Annotated in this window: 12 protein-coding genes; 6 read left to right on the top strand and 6 right to left on the bottom strand. The window is 66.6% G+C overall.

All coding sequences use genetic code 11. The features are described 5' to 3' along the window. Position 1 precedes the first annotated feature (1 nt). From pqqE to pqqA, 5 genes are all read right to left on the bottom strand, one after another. Positions 2-1126 carry a pyrroloquinoline quinone biosynthesis protein PqqE gene (pqqE, locus tag XcyCFBP4188_RS18355; RefSeq protein ID WP_006452763.1) on the bottom strand — a complete coding sequence of 375 codons (1125 nt, stop codon included), beginning with the start codon at positions 1124-1126 and terminating at the stop codon, positions 2-4. Further along, positions 1123-1401 carry a pyrroloquinoline quinone biosynthesis peptide chaperone PqqD gene (gene pqqD / locus XcyCFBP4188_RS18350; RefSeq protein WP_006452762.1) on the bottom strand — a complete coding sequence of 93 codons (279 nt, stop codon included), beginning with the start codon at positions 1399-1401 and terminating at the stop codon, positions 1123-1125. Before pqqD ends, pqqE begins: the two co-directional genes overlap by 4 nt. Then, a complete protein-coding gene (gene pqqC, locus XcyCFBP4188_RS18345) occupies positions 1398-2150 on the bottom strand; it encodes a pyrroloquinoline-quinone synthase PqqC (protein ID WP_006452761.1) in 753 nt (250 codons plus the stop codon). Before pqqC ends, pqqD begins: the two co-directional genes overlap by 4 nt. Further along, positions 2147-3046, bottom strand: a complete 900-nt coding sequence (gene pqqB / locus XcyCFBP4188_RS18340) for a pyrroloquinoline quinone biosynthesis protein PqqB (RefSeq protein ID WP_043910884.1) — start codon at positions 3044-3046, stop codon at positions 2147-2149. Before pqqB ends, pqqC begins: the two co-directional genes overlap by 4 nt. 67 nt (positions 3047-3113) lie before the next feature. Further along, positions 3114-3194 (bottom strand): pyrroloquinoline quinone precursor peptide PqqA, encoded by an 81-nt coding sequence (pqqA, locus tag XcyCFBP4188_RS18335; RefSeq protein WP_002812057.1) that lies wholly within the window; start codon positions 3192-3194, stop codon positions 3114-3116. Positions 3195-3483: 289 nt separating this feature from the next. On the opposite strand from pqqA, the gene XcyCFBP4188_RS18330 reads away from it, so the two are divergent. Beyond that, positions 3484-5670 (top strand): RelA/SpoT family protein, encoded by a 2187-nt coding sequence (locus XcyCFBP4188_RS18330; RefSeq protein ID WP_104592596.1) that lies wholly within the window; start codon positions 3484-3486, stop codon positions 5668-5670. Between the two features lie 190 nt (positions 5671-5860). Beyond that, a complete protein-coding gene (locus XcyCFBP4188_RS18325; RefSeq protein ID WP_104592583.1) occupies positions 5861-7375 on the top strand; it encodes a hypothetical protein in 1515 nt (504 codons plus the stop codon). A 149-nt stretch (positions 7376-7524) separates the two neighbouring features. Here XcyCFBP4188_RS18325 and XcyCFBP4188_RS18320 read toward each other — a convergent pair whose 3' ends face one another. Next, on the bottom strand, positions 7525-9627 hold the full coding sequence (locus XcyCFBP4188_RS18320; RefSeq protein ID WP_006452757.1) for a glycosyltransferase: 2103 nt from the start codon (positions 9625-9627) through the stop codon (positions 7525-7527). 95 nt (positions 9628-9722) lie between these two features. Here XcyCFBP4188_RS18320 and mrcB point away from each other — a divergent pair, with 95 nt between their 5' ends. From mrcB to tsaB, 4 genes are all read left to right on the top strand, one after another. After that, complete coding sequence (gene mrcB, locus XcyCFBP4188_RS18315; RefSeq protein ID WP_104592582.1) at positions 9723-12170, top strand: penicillin-binding protein 1B; 2448 nt, start codon at positions 9723-9725, stop codon at positions 12168-12170. 14 nt (positions 12171-12184) lie between these two features. Further along, positions 12185-12712 carry a hypothetical protein gene (locus tag XcyCFBP4188_RS18310; protein ID WP_006452755.1) on the top strand — a complete coding sequence of 176 codons (528 nt, stop codon included), beginning with the start codon at positions 12185-12187 and terminating at the stop codon, positions 12710-12712. Positions 12713-12991: 279 nt separating this feature from the next. Further along, positions 12992-14998, top strand: coding sequence for a DNA repair helicase YoaA (gene yoaA, locus XcyCFBP4188_RS18305; RefSeq protein ID WP_006452754.1), 2007 nt, complete (start codon positions 12992-12994; stop codon positions 14996-14998). 28 nt (positions 14999-15026) lie between these two features. Continuing rightward, positions 15027-15749, top strand: coding sequence for a tRNA (adenosine(37)-N6)-threonylcarbamoyltransferase complex dimerization subunit type 1 TsaB (gene tsaB, locus XcyCFBP4188_RS18300; RefSeq protein WP_006452753.1), 723 nt, complete (start codon positions 15027-15029; stop codon positions 15747-15749). Positions 15750-16217: the final 468 nt, after the last annotated feature.

Raw genomic sequence — 16217 nt, 5'->3', positions numbered from 1 at the left:
ATTACTCCTCGTCTACCGTCGCTACGGTCGCGCGCGCAGCACGTTCGGGACGGCGGTAGACAAACTCAGGTGCGGGCGCGGCGGCCTCGCGTTCGGCGGTGGCGCGCACCTCGGCATGCCGCGGCGAGCGTTCGCACACGGGGTCCAGCGTGGCGGCATCGCCAGCCAGCGCCAGGGCCTGGCAGCGGCAGCCGCCCCAGTCGATCTCGCGCTTGGGGCAGCCCTGGCACACCTCGGGCATCCACGCCGTGCCGCGGAAGCGCACGAACGCCTCGCCGTTGTTCCAGATATCGGCCAGCGAGCGCTCGCGCAGATTGTCGAAGCGCATGCCCTCGATGGTTTCGGCCGCGTGGCAGGGCAGTACATCGCCACGCGGGGAAATATTGACGAAGCGCTGGCCCCAGCCGCCCATGCAGGGTTTGGGCTGGCGCGCGTAGTAATCGGGCGTGACGAAGTCGATCGCCAGGCGGTCGCCGAGCTCGCGGCGTGCGGTTTCCACTGCCTTAATCGTGGTCATCAGTTGCTCGCGGCTGGGCATCAACGCGGCGCGATTGCGCAGGCCCCAACCGTAATACTGGGTGTGCGCCACTTCGATACGCTCGGCTTGCCATTCCAGCGCCAGCGCGATCATGCCCGGCACGCGCTCGGCGTTATGACGGTGCAGTACAGCGTTGAGCGTCAGCGGCAGACCTCGCGCACGCACAGCGGCAGCGAAGTCGCGCTTCTTTGACAAGCTGTTGCGATAGCCGGCAATGCGGTCGGCACCGGCCGGGTCGACGTCCTGCACGCTCAGCTGCACGTGTTCCAGTCCGGCAGCCTGCAATTGGTCCAGCATCGGCTCGCCGCCGGCCACGCCGGAGGTGATCAGATTGCTGTACAACCCGAGCGCGCGCGCATGCGCCACCAGCTCGGGCAGGTCCTTGCGCAGCATCGGTTCGCCACCGGAAAAATGCGCCTGCAGCACGCCCATGTCGGCGGCCTGCTGCAGCAACGAGCACCAGCCTGCGGTGTCCATTTCCTCGCGCAGCGCTGCCAGTGCGATCGGGTTGGAGCAATACGGGCACGCCAACGGGCAGCGATGAGTCAGCTCCAGCAGCACGGACAGTGGCGGCGGGGCGATGCTCATAGTCGCAGCAGGCGTTTCTGATGCAGGGTGTTGGTGAGTTCGATTACATCGACCTCGATGTCTGCCGCGTCGGCATCGAATTCGGCCGCCAGTTCCTGCGCGATCTGCGCCAGCGAACGCACGCCGTCGTAGCGCTGCGCCACCACCAGCGCGATCTCGTCCAGCTCGACCACCCGCTCGGGCGCCAGCAGCACCCACTGGTCGCGTGCGCGGTCATGCTGCAGGCGCACGCCTGCGCGCAGGGCAGGTTGGCAGTCGCGGGTGATGCTGCTCACGCAGCGGCCCGGCTGGCATCGCGCTCGGGCACGAACGCATCCGGCCACACGATGCCCGGGGTGACGTAGGCCACGTGCAAGGCATCCAGTTGCGCCCACAACACCGAGCACTTGAAGTGTAGCGCGGCCTTCACCAGCTCCTGCTTCTCGACGGTAGTGGCGTGCTGCTTGACGTAGTCGAGTGCGAAATCCGAATCGCGCGGCGCTTCGGTCAGGCGATGCTCGAAGTAGGCCAGCGCCTCGGGCGAGACGAAGTCGTAGTGCTTGAGCATGCCGGCCACGCGTCGGCCGATGATGTTGGGGGCGAATAGCTCGGTGAGCGAAGAGGCGATCGCTTCGAGCAGGCTTTTTTCGCGCACGAACTGCAGGTAGGCCTGCACGGCGAAACGGGTGCCGGGCAGTAGCGCACGGCCGGATTCAACAAGCGTGCGATCCAGGCCAAGCGCATCGGTCAGGTGCAGCCAACGCGCGATGCCGCCATCGCTGGCGCTGTTGCCATCGTGGTCGAGAATGCGTTGACGCCAGATCCGCCGCAGCGCCGGGTCTTCCATACGCGCCAGAATCGCGGCGTCTTTCAAGGGAATGCAGCGCTGGTACTCGAAGCGATTCAGCGCCCAGGCCTGGACCTGGCCGCGATCGAGCTTGCCCTCGTGCAAGAGCGCGTGGAATGGATGCTGGTCGTGGTACAGACGGGCGCCGATGGCGCGCAGGTCCGCTTCCAGTTGGTCGGGGGTGAGCAGGGCGGTCACAGGGTGATCTCCAGGCCGTCGTGCGCGACCTCCCAGCCGCTGGCACGCGCGCTGGCGTACTCCGGCGAGTGGGTGTCGAGCACGGGATTGGTGGTGTTGAGATGGATGAAGATCTTGCGTGCCACATCCAGCGGGGCGAAGGCGGCGATGGTGCCGTCGGGGCCGTCGATGCTCATGTGACCCATGCGCTGACCGGTTTTCTGGCTGATGCCCAGTTGCACCATCTCGTCGTCGCGCCACAGCGTGCCGTCGAAGAACACCAGTTCGGCGCCTTGCAGACGCGCACGCAACGCATCGGTCATTGCCGCGCAGCCGGGAATGTAATGCACGCGGTGCTGGCCATCGTCGATGGTGAGCCCGAGGGTTTCTTCGTTGGAACCGGCCAGATCGCCGCCGCTGCGCGATTCCATAAACAGCGGTACCTTGCCGGGCACCGAGAATGGCGTGAGCTGCAAACCCAGCAGCGACAACGGCGTATCGAGCGCGAATGGCTGGCGCTGCACATACTGCGGATTGACCGCATCGAAGATGGGGTTTTGCGAAAGCAGATCAAGCACGCGACTGCTTGCATGCAGTGAGAACACCTGGCTCTCTCGCATCGACAGCAACCCGGCGATATGGTCGATCTCGCCGCTGGTCAGCAGCACTGCTTCAATCGGCGAATGGCGCAGGCCGTGCTGCGGCCAAAGCGCAGGCGTTGCGAGAATTTGTTGACGGAAATCGGGTGAGGCATTAATCAGTACCCAGCGTTGGCCGTCGGCGCTGACGGCGATACTGGCCTGGGTACGACGTTGGGCACCGTCTGTTTGTTGCCACGCCCGTTGACTCGCGGGGGTGTGGCAATTCCACTGCGGGTGCCCACCGCCGGCCGCCGATCCCAGAACGATGATGCGCATGGAGAACTGTTACCTATCTGCCGGCAGCAAGCCGGTCATGCATCAAGAGGAAGGGCGGCAGGTGAGCTCAGAATTCGCCGGAGACGTAGCAGTTGATCTCGGCGCCACAATTGACTTCACGAACGACAGGCTTCTTCCAGGTCTTCATCGGCTATCTCGCAGTGGATGGAAAAACGCCGTCGCGGCGTAATGCAGCGATGACGTGGGCCGAGCATAGGCAGTCGGTATATTTTAATTGTAAATAGCTTGTAAAAAGCCGCCATTACGTCGCAACTGGCGCGCTGCGTTGATGCGTCTCCATCGCAGAGCGGTTGCGAATCAAGGCGTTGGCGGGTGAACCGGTCATAAGCGCAACGGTGTCGGATTTCCGTGGCTGCGCTGCGATTGCGCGTTGTGGAGAAGGTGACGCGCACGTTACCGTAGCTGTCAGACCATTGTTGTTGCCCACGCCCGTGTCTACCGCTGTGACCAGTTCCTCATTCGACCGCCTGCATGCCGTGCTGCAGCGTCCTGCCATTGCGTCGATCGCGCCCGCCTTGCGCGACGCATTGGCGCAGGCCTGGCAGAACGTGCCGCCAGCGCAAGCCGATGCCGTGCCGTGGGCGCTGCTTGCCGACACGCTGGATGCGCTGGCGCTGCTGGCGGCCGATGAGGCCACCTTGATTGCCGCATTGCTGTTCGATCTGCCCGCCTTGCGCGGCGTGGTCGCGAGCCTGCCATGGCAACCGGCCGAACGGCGTGTGGTGGTTGAAGGTTTGCTCGATGGGCTGGATGCGGCCGATCAGGTCTGGGCGCTGCATGCCGGGCGCGAGGCCGGGCGCAACAGCGAAGGCTTGCGGCGGCTGCTGCTGTCCATCATCCACGACCTGCGGGTGGTGCCGATCCTGCTGGCGCGGCAGCTGGCGCGCATGCGCGTGGCCGACCGCCTGAGCGAGGAACAACGCCGCGCGCTTGCCCAGCTCACCCGCGACATCCACGCACCGCTGGCCAACCGGCTGGGCATCTGGCAGGTGAAGTGGGAGCTGGAAGACCTGGCGTTCCGGCATCTGGAGCCGGACACCTACCGCCGCATCGCCCGCGAGGTGGACGAAACCCGCGTGGCGCGCGAGCGCTATCTCGAAACGGTCAAGCGCACCTTGTCGACGTCGTTGACCCAGCAGGGCCTGCGTGCGGAAGTGAGCGGGCGGCCCAAACACATCTACAGCATCTGGCGGAAGATGCAGAAAAAGCGCCTGTCGTTCGACCAGCTATACGACATCCGCGCGGTGCGGGTGATGGTCGACGACGTGGCCGCCTGTTACGCCGCCCTGGGTGCGGTGCATTCGCTATGGGCGCCGGTGCCGAGCGAGTTCGACGACTACATCGCCCGGCCCAAGGCCAACGACTATCGCTCGCTGCACACGGCAGTGCTGGGCCCGGAAGGGCGCACGATCGAAATCCAGATCCGTACCCACGAGATGCACGCGCAGGCCGAACTCGGGGTTGCGGCGCACTGGAAGTACAAAGAGGGCGGCAAGGGCGCCGAGAAGGCGTTCGACCGCAAGATCCTGTGGATGCGGCAGCTGCTGGAGCAGGTGCAGGAGGGCGACCACGGCGAACTGGCCGGCGCGCTGGATGCCGAGCTGATCGAAGACCGCGTGTATGCGCTGACGCCGAAGGGCGAGGTGATCGATCTGCCGCAAGGCGCCACGCCGCTGGATTTTGCGTATCACGTGCACACCATGGTCGGGCATCGCTGCCGCGGCGCGCGCGTCAACGATCGCATCGTGCCGCTGACCTACCGGCTGCGCAGCGGCGACCGGGTGGAGATCATGACCGCCAAGGAAGCCGACCCGCGCCGCGACTGGTTGCTGGCGTCCAACGGATTCCTGGCCAGCGGGCGCTCGCGCGACAAGGTGCGCGCGTGGTTCCACAAGCTCGACCGTGCGCGCAACGTGCACGCGGGCAAGGAGTTGCTGGATCGCGAGCTCAAGCGCCTGGGCCTGCAGCACTCCGATCTGAGTGTGGCGACGCGTAAATTCCACGCCGAAAACATCGACGATCTGTATATCCAGGTGGCGCTGGGCGATACCGGGCCCAATCAGGTCAGCCGTGCGCTGCTGGAAGCCGAGCGCGCTGCCTCGCAGCCTGCGGTACCGGCGCCGCCACGGCCCACCGCGCGGCGCGAGGGTCTGGGCAAATCCAAGTTCACCGTGCAGGGCGTGGGCAATCTGCTGGTGCAGCTGGCGCGCTGCTGCCAGCCGGTGGCGGGCGAGCCGATCGCCGGCTATCTGACCCGTGGCCGCGGTATCACCGTGCATCGCACCGATTGCGCGGCGCTGTCGCGTCTGGCTGCTGCGCATCCGCAGCGCTTGTTGCCGGTGGAATGGGGCCAGGCCGGCAGCGGCTACGAAGTGGATGTGCAGGTGCGCGCAGTCGATCGGCGCTGGCTGCTGAAGGACATCACCAACCTGATCGCGCAGGAGGATGCGCATGTGCTGGAGATCAACAGCGACAACGTGCGTGACACCGGCCGCGCGCAACTGCGTTTGCGTTTGAAGGTCAGCGATTACGACCAGCTGTCCGGCTTGCTTGGCAAGCTGGATGCCTTACCCGGGGTGAGCGAGGTGCGGCGACTCGGCTGAGCGACGCACACCTCGCCAGCGCCCATCGATTTGAAACAGGCGGCACACACAGCAAGAAAGGTGTGCTTGCCTGACGAATCCCGAATCCCGAATCCCGAATCCCGAAGCGCACATCGTCTTCGCAACGGCCGGCTACCATAGCGGTGTGAACGCGTCCCCGTCAGGTCGCGCCAAGGATGGACGCCACCGCATGCTCCCGCTTCCGCGCTGGGCCAGATCGCCCCGCCTCTGGGCGCCGTTGCGCAGCCGTGCGCTATGGCGCGTGGCATTGGTGCTTTGCGCATGCCTGCTGTTGACCACGATCGTATTGCGCAAGCCGCTGGCCGATTGGCTGTGGCCGGATACGCGTATCCAGCAGCTGCTGCAACGGGGCGATGCGGCCTTGTCGCGCGGCCAACTCAGTGCCGCCGATGGCAGCGGCGCGCGCGAACTGTTCGCTGCCGCGCTCGCCTTGGATAGCGACCGCAGCGAAGCCCGTGCCGGACTGGCGCGCACCGGTGCCGCCGCAGTGGTGCAGGCGCGTGCGGCAATCGCGGCCGGTGACGCCGCCGGAGCGCAACGCAGACTGGCGCTGGCGACTGCGCTGGAAGTGCCGCAAGCGCAGATCGCGCCAGTCACGCTGCGCTTGCGCGCGCTGCAGGCACGTCGCGCCGGGTTGGATGCCTTGTTCGCGCAGGCCGTGGCCGCGCAGCAACAAGGACGCCTGGATGGCACGCCGGACAGTGCATTGCCGTTGTACCAACGCATCCTGACCCTGGCGCCGGACCGCACCGATGCCCTGGAAGGGCGCGAAGATGCCCTGACCGATCTGCTGGCGCAGGCCCGCCATGCACTGGCGCGCGACGCGCTCGGCGATGCTGGGATGTTGCTGGCCGCTGCCAAGCGCTACGACGCCGGGCATGCCGATGTACCGCTGACCGAAGGCCACTACCACCGCGTGCTGGAGCAGCGCCGTCAACGCGCGGAAGGCTTGTTGCGGCGTGGTCGCCTGGCGCCGGCCGCACGCGATTTCAACGCCGTGCTGGCGGCCGAGCCAGACGATGCCGCAGCGCGTCGCGGGCTCGATCAGGTCGCGAGCGAATACGCCGCGCAGGCCAGCCGGCAGGCGGCGGATTTCCACTTCGACGCTGCACTGCAATCGCTGCAGGAGGCGCGCGCCCTGGTGCCGGGCGCTGCATCGATCGCGCAGGCAGAACAGGCGATTGCGCGCGCACGCGATGCACAACGCAGCCCTGAAACCGGTTTGTCGCGTGGTGCACGCGAGCGCCGTCTGCGCGCGCTGTTGCAACGGGTGACAGATGCCGAAGCGCAGCAGCAATGGATGACCCCGCCCGGCGCCAGTGCCTACGACGCGGTGCGAGCAGCGCAGGCGCTGGCACCGCGCGATCCGCGCGTATTGCAGGCCGCCGCACGCGTGGCGCCGGCGAGCCAGCGCTGTTTCGAGGACGAGTTGCGCAACAACCGTCTGCGTGCCGCGCGCGGTTGCTTGGATGCGTGGCAGGCATTGACGCCGAATGGCGAGGCGCTGATCGGCGCGCGCCGACGTCTGGCTCAGCGCTGGATTGCGGTGGGCAGCGAGCGGTTGGGGCAGGAGGATGCGGCGTTTGCAAGGCGCGCGCAGGATGAGGCGCGTCAGCTGGATCCGGGGCTGCCGGAATTGGTCGAGTTTACGCGCCGGGTCAAGGCGGTAGCTGAGCAGCGCTGAGGTGGAGGCCGCTTTTGACGGCGCTTCCTTGAGCGCGAGGCCTGGGCGGCGCGCAGGGAATGGCAGCTCCGCCCCCCCAACTCCCGCTACGTGCCCGGCCACGCTGGCAGCGCTGGTGTACCAAGGCACGCACGCCAGTGGCAGGCAACTCAAGCCTCGATAAACAACGCGCGTACCGTGCTACGCGCGGCATCCAGCGAAAAATGCTGCGCCACGTTGCGCAAGCCGTTGTCGGCCAGGCGCTGCCACAGCGCTGCATCCCGATACAGGCGCACAATCGCAGCGGCGAAGGCGTCGGCGTTATCCGCTACGCATACATCTTCGCCATCGCGCAGATGCATGCCTTCCACTGCACAGGTGGTGCCGACCACTGGTTGGCCGTGTGCCATGCTCAGATTGATCTTGCCCTTGACGCCGGCGCCGAAGCGCAACGGCGCCACCGCGATGCGCGCAGTGTCCATATACGGCACCAGATCCGGCACATGTCCGTGCAATTGCACGCCCGGGCACTCGTCGGCCAAGAGCTTCAGTGCCTCCGGCATATCCGCACCGATGCAGTGGAAGATCACCTCCGGCAACTGCGCACGCACCTGCGGAAAGATCGCGCTGATGAACCATTGCACCGCATCCACATTGGGCGGATGCCGGAAGCCACCCACGAACACCAGGTCGCGACGTTGCGCGAAGGGATGACCGCTACCGGCCACTTCATGCAGATTGGAGAGCAGGGCGGTGCGGATCTGCGGTGCGTCCGCCTGCAGCTGCGCCTGTTCGGCTGCCGAGACCAGCAGCGTGACGTCGGTGGCGGCCATGATCTCCAGTTCGCGCAGGCGGGTGCGTTCTGCCGCGCGCAACAGGTTGGCATCGCCGGCCAGCTCCGCGCCGCGGCGTTCGCGCAGGTAATGCAGATCGACGGTGTCGAACAGGGTGCGCGCCTGCGGGGCGTATTGTTTGAGCAACGGTAGGCAGGCATGCGCAACGTGATGGCGTACCAGCAGCACCACCGCAAAGCGCGCGCCATGTGTGCGTAGCCAGCTGCCGATGCCATCCAGAAACGGCGCATACCAGACTTCCACACCCAGTTGCTGCAGTGCCTGCGTATGTCGCCCGGCGTGTTCGCGGCGGGTGGGCACGAACACCACATGCGCGCCTTCTTCGCACAGCAGGCGGATCAGATTGAACTGCCGCAGCGAGCCGGAATCGCGGTCCGGCTGCGGCACGCTCTCGTCCAGGATCAGTACCTGGCGTTGGCCGCGATGCAGCAGCGCAGGCGCAGGCACGGTGCCGACCGGCAACTGCATTGCCAGCGCCTGCTGCCATTTTTCGGCGAACACGGCTTGATTGCGGACCTGATACGCCTTCACCCCGGTGCGAGTGTCGGTGCCGTTGCTGGTACCTTCGTCATGCACCACCACACTGGCCGGCTGCACCAGCACCCGATACCCGGCCGCACGCACCGCAAACGCCAGATCGGTGTCTTCGTAATATGCAGGCATGTAACGGCGATCCAGCCCGCCCAGCGTCTGCAGCAACGCGCGTGGCAGCGCAATTGCGGCGCCCGAGCAATAGTCCATCGCACGTACATACGCGTAGCGCGGATCGTCGGCCGATTCGAAGCGGCCGTAGCTCCAGGCGCTGCCATCGGCGAACACCACGCCGCCGGACTCCTGCAGGCGTCCGTCCGGATACACCAGTTGCGCGCCGACCATGCCGGCGCTGGGATGCTGCGCGAACGTGTCGATCAGCCGATCCAGCCAGCCGGGTTGCGGAATGGTGTCGTTGTTGAGCAGCACCACGAAATCGCCACGCGCCAGTGCGATGCCGTCGTTGCAGGCGGCGATGAAACCGCCATTGCTGGTGCGGCGGTGGTAGTGCAGGCCCTGTATCTGCGGCAGCTGCGCCTCGGTGGCATCGCTGCTGCCGTCGTCCACCACCACAATTTCCACATCCAGTTGCGGTGGATGCGCAGCCAGCGCGCGCAAACAGGCAAGCGTGTGTGCGATGTGGTTGTAGACCGGAATCACCAGCGTCACGCGCGGCGTGGCGCTATGCGGGACCGCAAACGCGGCAAACGGTGCGGGGTCCGGCAACCACAGCGGCGTGCCGAGCGCGACCGGCGGCGCCTGCGTGTGCACGCGAATGCGCTGCCAGGTGGCGCGCCAGCCGCGTGTGCGCATGCTTGCCACGCTGCGGTGGATCAGCCCAAGCACGCGATTGAACAGATAGCGTGCATCGGCCAGGGACATCGACATCGCGTTGAAACTCCAGCTTAAGTCAAAGGGTCCGGCTGACCACAACCACCACAGCGCTGCGCTAGACTCGCCGGACTCTACATTCTCGCATCCCTGTGCCCCGACGCCACGACGACCACGACGCTCCCGACGATTTCGAGGACGACACCAACGAGCAAGGCTCCCGCTGGCAACGCAGGCTGATTGTCTGGGCCTTTGCGGCATTCGCGCTGGCGCTTGGTTTTCTGATTCCCTACACGGTGTATCTGAACAAGCAGGTCACCCAGCGTTTCGGCGAGCTGCGTTGGCAGATCCCGACCCGCGTGTACGGGCGGCCATTGGTGCTGGTGCCCGGCGATGCGCTGGATGCGGCCACCTTGAAGACCGAGCTGGATGCAGCCTCGTACCGTGACGATGGTCAAGCCAAACTGGCCGGTACCTATCAGCAGGACGGCAGCCGCTTCACCATCGCCAGCCGCGGCTACATCGACGTGGACGGGCGGGTGCCTGCGCGGCGCATCGAGGTCAGCGTGTCGGGCGGGCGTGTGGCCAGCCTGCGCGATGCCGGCGACCGCAAGGCGCTGAAAAGTGCGCGCCTGGACCCGGCGCGCATCGCCACGCTGTACGGGCAGAAGCAGGAAGAGCGCCGCCTGGTGCGCATGGAAGAAGTGCCCGAGCTGCTGGTCACCGGCCTGCAGGCGGTCGAGGACCGCGACTTCAACAGCCACCACGGCATCGATCTCAGCGGCATGGTGCGCGCGGCCTGGATCATGGCGCGCTCCGGCGGCCAGGTGCGGCAGGGCGCCAGCACCTTGACCCAGCAGCTGGCACGCAGCGGCCTGCTCGGCATCGGCAAGGAACAGACGGTTACCCGCAAGTTCAACGAAATTCTGTATGCCGTGATCATGGAGGCGCGTTACGACAAGCGCACCATCCTGGAGGCCTATCTCAATCAGGTATATCTGGGGCAGCGCGGCGGGCAGGCGATCCACGGCGTGTCCTCCGGTGCGGAGCTGTGGTTCGGCCGCGAACTCAACTCGATGACCACCGAGCAGATCGCCTTGCTGATCGGGCTGGTCAAGGGGCCGTCCTACTACGACCCGCGGCGTAACCCCGAGCGTGCGCTGGATCGACGCAATTTCGTGCTGGGCAAACTGCACGAAAACAACCTGATCGACGCGGCCGAGTACAAGCGCGCACTGGCCGAGCCGTTGGGTGTGCCCAAGGAACCCGGTCTGGTCGCCGCCAACCGCTTCCCGGCCTACGTGGATCTGGTGCGGCGCCAGCTGGCGCACGATTACCCGGAAGGCGTGCTGCAAGGCGCCGGCATGAGCGTGCTCACCGGCATGTCGCCGTCCGCGCAGGCGTACGCCGAAGGCGCAGTGACCGGCACCATCAAGCGGCTGGACAACAAGAAGCGCCCGCCGCTGCAGGCCGGCCTGGTGCTCACCGATGTGCATAACGGCGATGTGCTGGCGGTGGTCGGCAGCCGCGATGTGGCCAAGCCCGGCTTCAATCGCGCCGTCGAAGCACAGCGGCAGGTTGGCTCGTTGCTCAAGCCGTTCGTGTATTTGCTGGCATTGGCCTCGCCGGATCGCTGGGCGCTGTCCAGCTGGGTCGACGATGCGCCGGTGACGGTGCAGCTCAGCCGTGGCAAGACCTGGTCGCCGGGCAATTCCGACAACCGCAGTCATGGCACGGTGCGGCTGATCGATGCGCTGGCGCATTCCTACAACCAGGCCACGGTACGCGTGGGCATGCAGGTCGGCCCGGAGCGCATCGCGCAGCTGATCCAGGTGCTGGCCGGCATCAAGGCCGACACCAATCCCTCGCTGATCCTGGGGGCGACCGATCAGAGCCCGTACGGCATGGCACAGCTGTATCAGTTCCTGGCCGCCGGTGGCGAGATCCAGCCGCTGCATGCGGTGCGCGGCGTGCTCGACCCGCAGGGCAAGCTGCTCAAGCGCTACGACAAGACCCCGGCTCCGGCGCAGGAAGGTGATTCGGTGGCCGCCAACCTGATCAGCATCGCCTTGCAGCAAGTGGTGAGCGGCGGTACCGCGCGGCAACTGCTGGGCTATGGCCTGGGCCGGCTGTCGCCGGCCGGCAAGACCGGTACTTCCAACGACGGCCGCGACAGCTGGTATGCCGGCTATACCGGCGACCATCTGGCGGTGATCTGGATGGGCAACGATCAGAACGAGCAGACCGGCCTGTACGGCGCCACCGGCGCGATGCGGGTGTGGTCGAGCATCTTCGCGCGGCTGCCGAGTGCGCCGTTGAAGGTCAGCGGCAAGGGCCTGGATTGGCAGTGGGTGGATGCGGCCGGCACCGGCGTGACCGACCCCGGTTGCCCGGGCGCGCGCCAGTTCCCGTTCGTGGTCGGGTTCACGCCGGCCTACGCCCCGTGTGCCGGCAATGCACCGTCGATCGAAGGCGCGCCCGGCGATCCTGCAGCGCCTGCCGAACAATCCGGCGGGGGTGGCTGGCGCCGCTTCTTCGGTCTGGACAAAAAGCCGGAAGAACCCGCGCAAGCGCCTGCCTCGCCCCCGCCCGCGCATTGAATTGGAGTGACCTCATGAACCGACTGCACCGCCTCCTTGCCCTTTTCGGCGTGCTTGCCGCGCTGTCTGCCTGCGTCAGTGCGCCGCCCGCGCCGCCGCCGCCGGCACCTGTGGACCCGACCACCCCGACACAGCGGCTGTTGCTGATCGAACGCGAGGCCGGCGTCGACGACACCGAACTGTCGGTGCAGCCGCTGCGCGACCCGCAGGTGGACGATCTGCGCGAGACCGCCAAGGCCAAGCGCCAGGCCGGCGATCTGGCCGGCGCCGCTGCAGCGCTGGATCAGGCGTTGGGTCTGGTCGCCGGCGACCCGGCGGTGCTGCAGGAGCGTGCGGAAATTTCCGTGCTGCAAGCCGATTGGCCGGCCGCCGAGCGCTTTGCCAAACAGGCCATCGAACTGGGTTCCAAGACCGGCCCGCTGTGCCGTCGTCACTGGGCCACCATCGAGCAGTCGCGAATTGCCCGTGGCGAAAAAGAAAATGCCGCCTCGGCCAAGGTGCAGATTGCCGGGTGCACGGTGCCTGGTGTGAAGCGGTACTGATTGCAGTAATCAGGCCGACTGCGCTCACCGCCAGGGGGGCGCGGTCGGCGCTTGGTGCAGCTGGTGTCACTGCCGCGCATCGGTGGTTGGAAAGCTGCCCCCTGCTGATGTGAATGCTGCTCGCTGCGTTATGCAGGCCGTCAGAGGTGATGCAGGCACGGGAGGTGGCTGTTGCTGGCGCAATGGCGCTAGTCCGCAATCCATAAAGCGCAATCCAGGCAGCATCACTGCGCACGCGCTAGGCTGTCGCGCTTCTGTGTCCCGCATCCGTTCGATCCCATGTCCCAACTTGCCACTGCCAGCATCGAGGCGCTCAGCGAGGGCGGGGCGCTTGCGCGTCAGCTCGACGCATTTGCGCCGCGTGCCGCGCAGTTGCGCCTGACCGGCGCCATCGCCGAGGCGTTCGAGCAGCGCGATGTGCTGTTGGCCGAGGCCGGCACCGGGACCGGCAAGACCTACGCCTATCTGGTGCCGGTGCTGCTGTCCGGGCTCAAGACCATCATCTCGACCGGCACCCGCGCGCTGCAGGACCAGTTGTTCCATCGCGATCTGCCGCGCGTACGCGCCGCGTTGGGCATCGGCCTGCGCAGCGCACTGCTGAAAGGGCGCGCCAATTATCTGTGCAAGTACCGCACCCAGCAGGCGCGCGGCGAACCGCGTTTTTCTACGCCCGAACAGGTCTCGCAGTTCCATCGCATCGTTGCCTGGAGCGGGCGTACCCAGTTCGGCGACATGGCCGAGATGGAAGCCCTACCGGACGACTCGCCACTGCTGCCGCTGGTGACTTCCACGGTCGACAACTGCCTGGGCACCGAATGCCCGTTCTACAGCGAGTGTTTTGTGGTGCAGGCGCGTCAGCGCGCGCAGGCCGCCGACCTGGTGGTGGTCAATCATCATCTGCTGCTGGCCGATCTGGCGCTCAAGCAGGAAGGCTTCGGCGAGATCCTGCCCGGCGCGCAGGCCTTCGTCATCGACGAAGCGCATCAGCTGCCGGAACTGGCGGCGAATTTCTTTGGCGAAAGTTTCGGCATGCGGCCCTGGCAGGAGCTGGCCCGCGATTGCATGGTCGAAGCGCGGCTGGTGGCCGGCGCGCAGGCCAGCCTGCAGGAACCGATTCTCGCCTTGGACGAAGCGTTGCGCGGCCTGCGCTCAGGCATGGAAGGCCTGCCGCCACGCGGCACCCAATGGCGCGCGCTGGCCAAGCCGCAGGTGCGCGAGGGCTTCGATGCGGTGCTGTCGTCGCTGGCACGGTTGGGCGATGCCTTGCTGCCGTTGCGCGAGGCATCGCCCGGGTTCGACGGCTGCTCTGCACGCGCGCAGGAAGCGCTCGCGCGGCTGTCGCGCTGGCTGGGCGAAGACGCGCCGGTGCTGGATTTTGCGCAGGAATTGCCGGACACCGTCGACAACGATGTGCTGTGGTACGAGCTGAGTCCGCGCGGTTTCCGCTGCCAACGCACGCCGCTGGATGTCTCTGGCCCGCTGCGCGAACACCGCGAAAAATCGCACGCGGCATGGGTGTTCACCTCGGCCACGTTGGCGGTGGGCGGCGAGTTCGACCACATTGCGCAGCGCCTGGGCTTGAGCGATCCGGTGACCTTGCTGCAGCCCAGTCCCTTCGATTGGGCGCGCCAGGCGCTGTGCTATCTGCCGCCGCATCTGCCCGATCCGGCGGCGCGCGGCTTCGGCACGGCGCTGATCGCCGCATTGACGCCGGTACTGGAAGCCTCCAACGGCCGCGCATTCCTGTTGTTCGCCTCGCACCGCGCGCTGCGCGAAGCCGCCGAGGCATTGCGCGGTGCGCCGTGGCCCTTGTTCGTGCAAGGCGAAGCGCCACGCGCCACGTTACTGCAGCGTTTCCGCACTTCCGGCAACGGTGTGCTGCTGGGGTCTGCCAGCTTCCGCGAGGGCGTGGACGTGGTCGGCGATGCCTTGAGCGTGGTGGTGATCGACAAGCTGCCGTTTGCCGCGCCCGACGACCCGGTCTTCGAAGCGCGCCTGGATGCGATCCGCCGCGAGGGCGGCAACCCGTTCCGCGACGAGCAATTGCCGCAGGCGGTGATTGCGCTGAAGCAGGGCGTGGGCCGGTTGATCCGCAGCGAGACCGATCGCGGCGTGCTGGTGCTGTGCGACCCGCGGCTGTTGAACAAAGGCTACGGCCGCACCTTCATGAACTCGCTGCCGCCGTTTGCGCGCACCCGCGAGATCGGCGATGTGCGCGCGTTTTTTGGCGTCGCCGAGCCGGTGGGCGACAATGGCGTGCACGCGTTGCCGTTCGGCGACGCGTGATCTTTCCCTTCCTGCCTGCGGTCCTGTCATGAAAGTCCTCGCGTTCGAGACCTCCACCGAAGCCTGTTCCGTCGCGCTGCATGTGGATGGCCGCGTGCTCGAGCGCTTCGAACTGGCGCCGCGCCGCCACGCCGAGCTGGCGCTGCCGTGGGCCGAGCAACTGCTGGCCGAAGCAGGCATCGCGCGCCGCCAGCTGGATGCGATTGCGGTCGGCCGTGGCCCCGGCGCCTTCACCGGCGTGCGCCTGGCGATTGGCATCGCGCAAGGCATCGCCCTGGGCCTGGACGTGCCGGTGCTTGCCGTTTCCACGCTACAGGTGCTGGCCTTGCGCGCGCCGGCCGATGCGACGCACGTGATGGCCTGCATCGATGCGCGCATGGGCGAGGTGTATGCCGGCGTGTTCGAGCGCCGCAGCGACACGCTGCTGGAACTGGCGCCGGAAGTGGTCTGTGCACCGGACGCCTTGGTTCTGCCGAATACGCTGCAACGTTTTGCCGGTGTGGGCACCGGATTCGCCGCTGCCGATGCACTGCTGCAACAGCGATTCGCAACGCAGCTGACCAGCGTCGATGCAGCCGCGCTCCCGCACGCTGCCGATCTGCTCACGCTCGCCGTGCCGGCGCTGTTGCGCGGCGAAGGCGTGGCACCGGAGCGGGTCGAGCCAGCCTATCTGCGCGACAACGTTGCGCTGACCCTGGTCGAGCAGCAGGCCGCACGCGCAGCGAAGGCGGTCGGCGCCAAGAGCGGCTAACAACACCTTTTGAACGCTGTTTTGATAGCGGCAAGATTGCGGATATGGAAGTTGCAACAACTGTCCAACGATTCAAAGGCAATCAAGATGTCGAGTCTTGGCGGCGTTTAGATGGAGTCAAAAGCTTGGTCGGTCGAGCGTGCGGTGCCCTCACCGCTCGCGGGACACGCCGCAAGTACGTCCCTGTAGGCTCGGTGGCGGCATCCATGCCGCCACACGGTCCCGCAATCGGTGAGGACACCGCACCAGAGAGTTTGTCGGTTGCTTTCTTAAAGCTTGTCCACTGCTCGGCTTGCATTGAGAAGATGATCGGGCGCCCCGTTATCTAAGCAACCCACGTCAGGCATTGATTGCACCATGCACACCGACCATCTCCACTGGTCCTTGCCCGCTCACCGTCGCGGGACCTTACGCGGCATGGATGCCGCGTAAGAGCCTTATCTGTTCGGATTCTGGCAGTTTAGGTGT

Origin of the sequence: Xanthomonas hortorum pv. cynarae, from assembly GCF_002939985.1 — a bacterium.
Lineage (GTDB): Bacteria > Pseudomonadota > Gammaproteobacteria > Xanthomonadales > Xanthomonadaceae > Xanthomonas > Xanthomonas hortorum_D.
The sequence above is the reverse complement of the archived record's forward strand: the minus strand, read 5'-3'. Positions and strand labels throughout refer to the sequence as shown.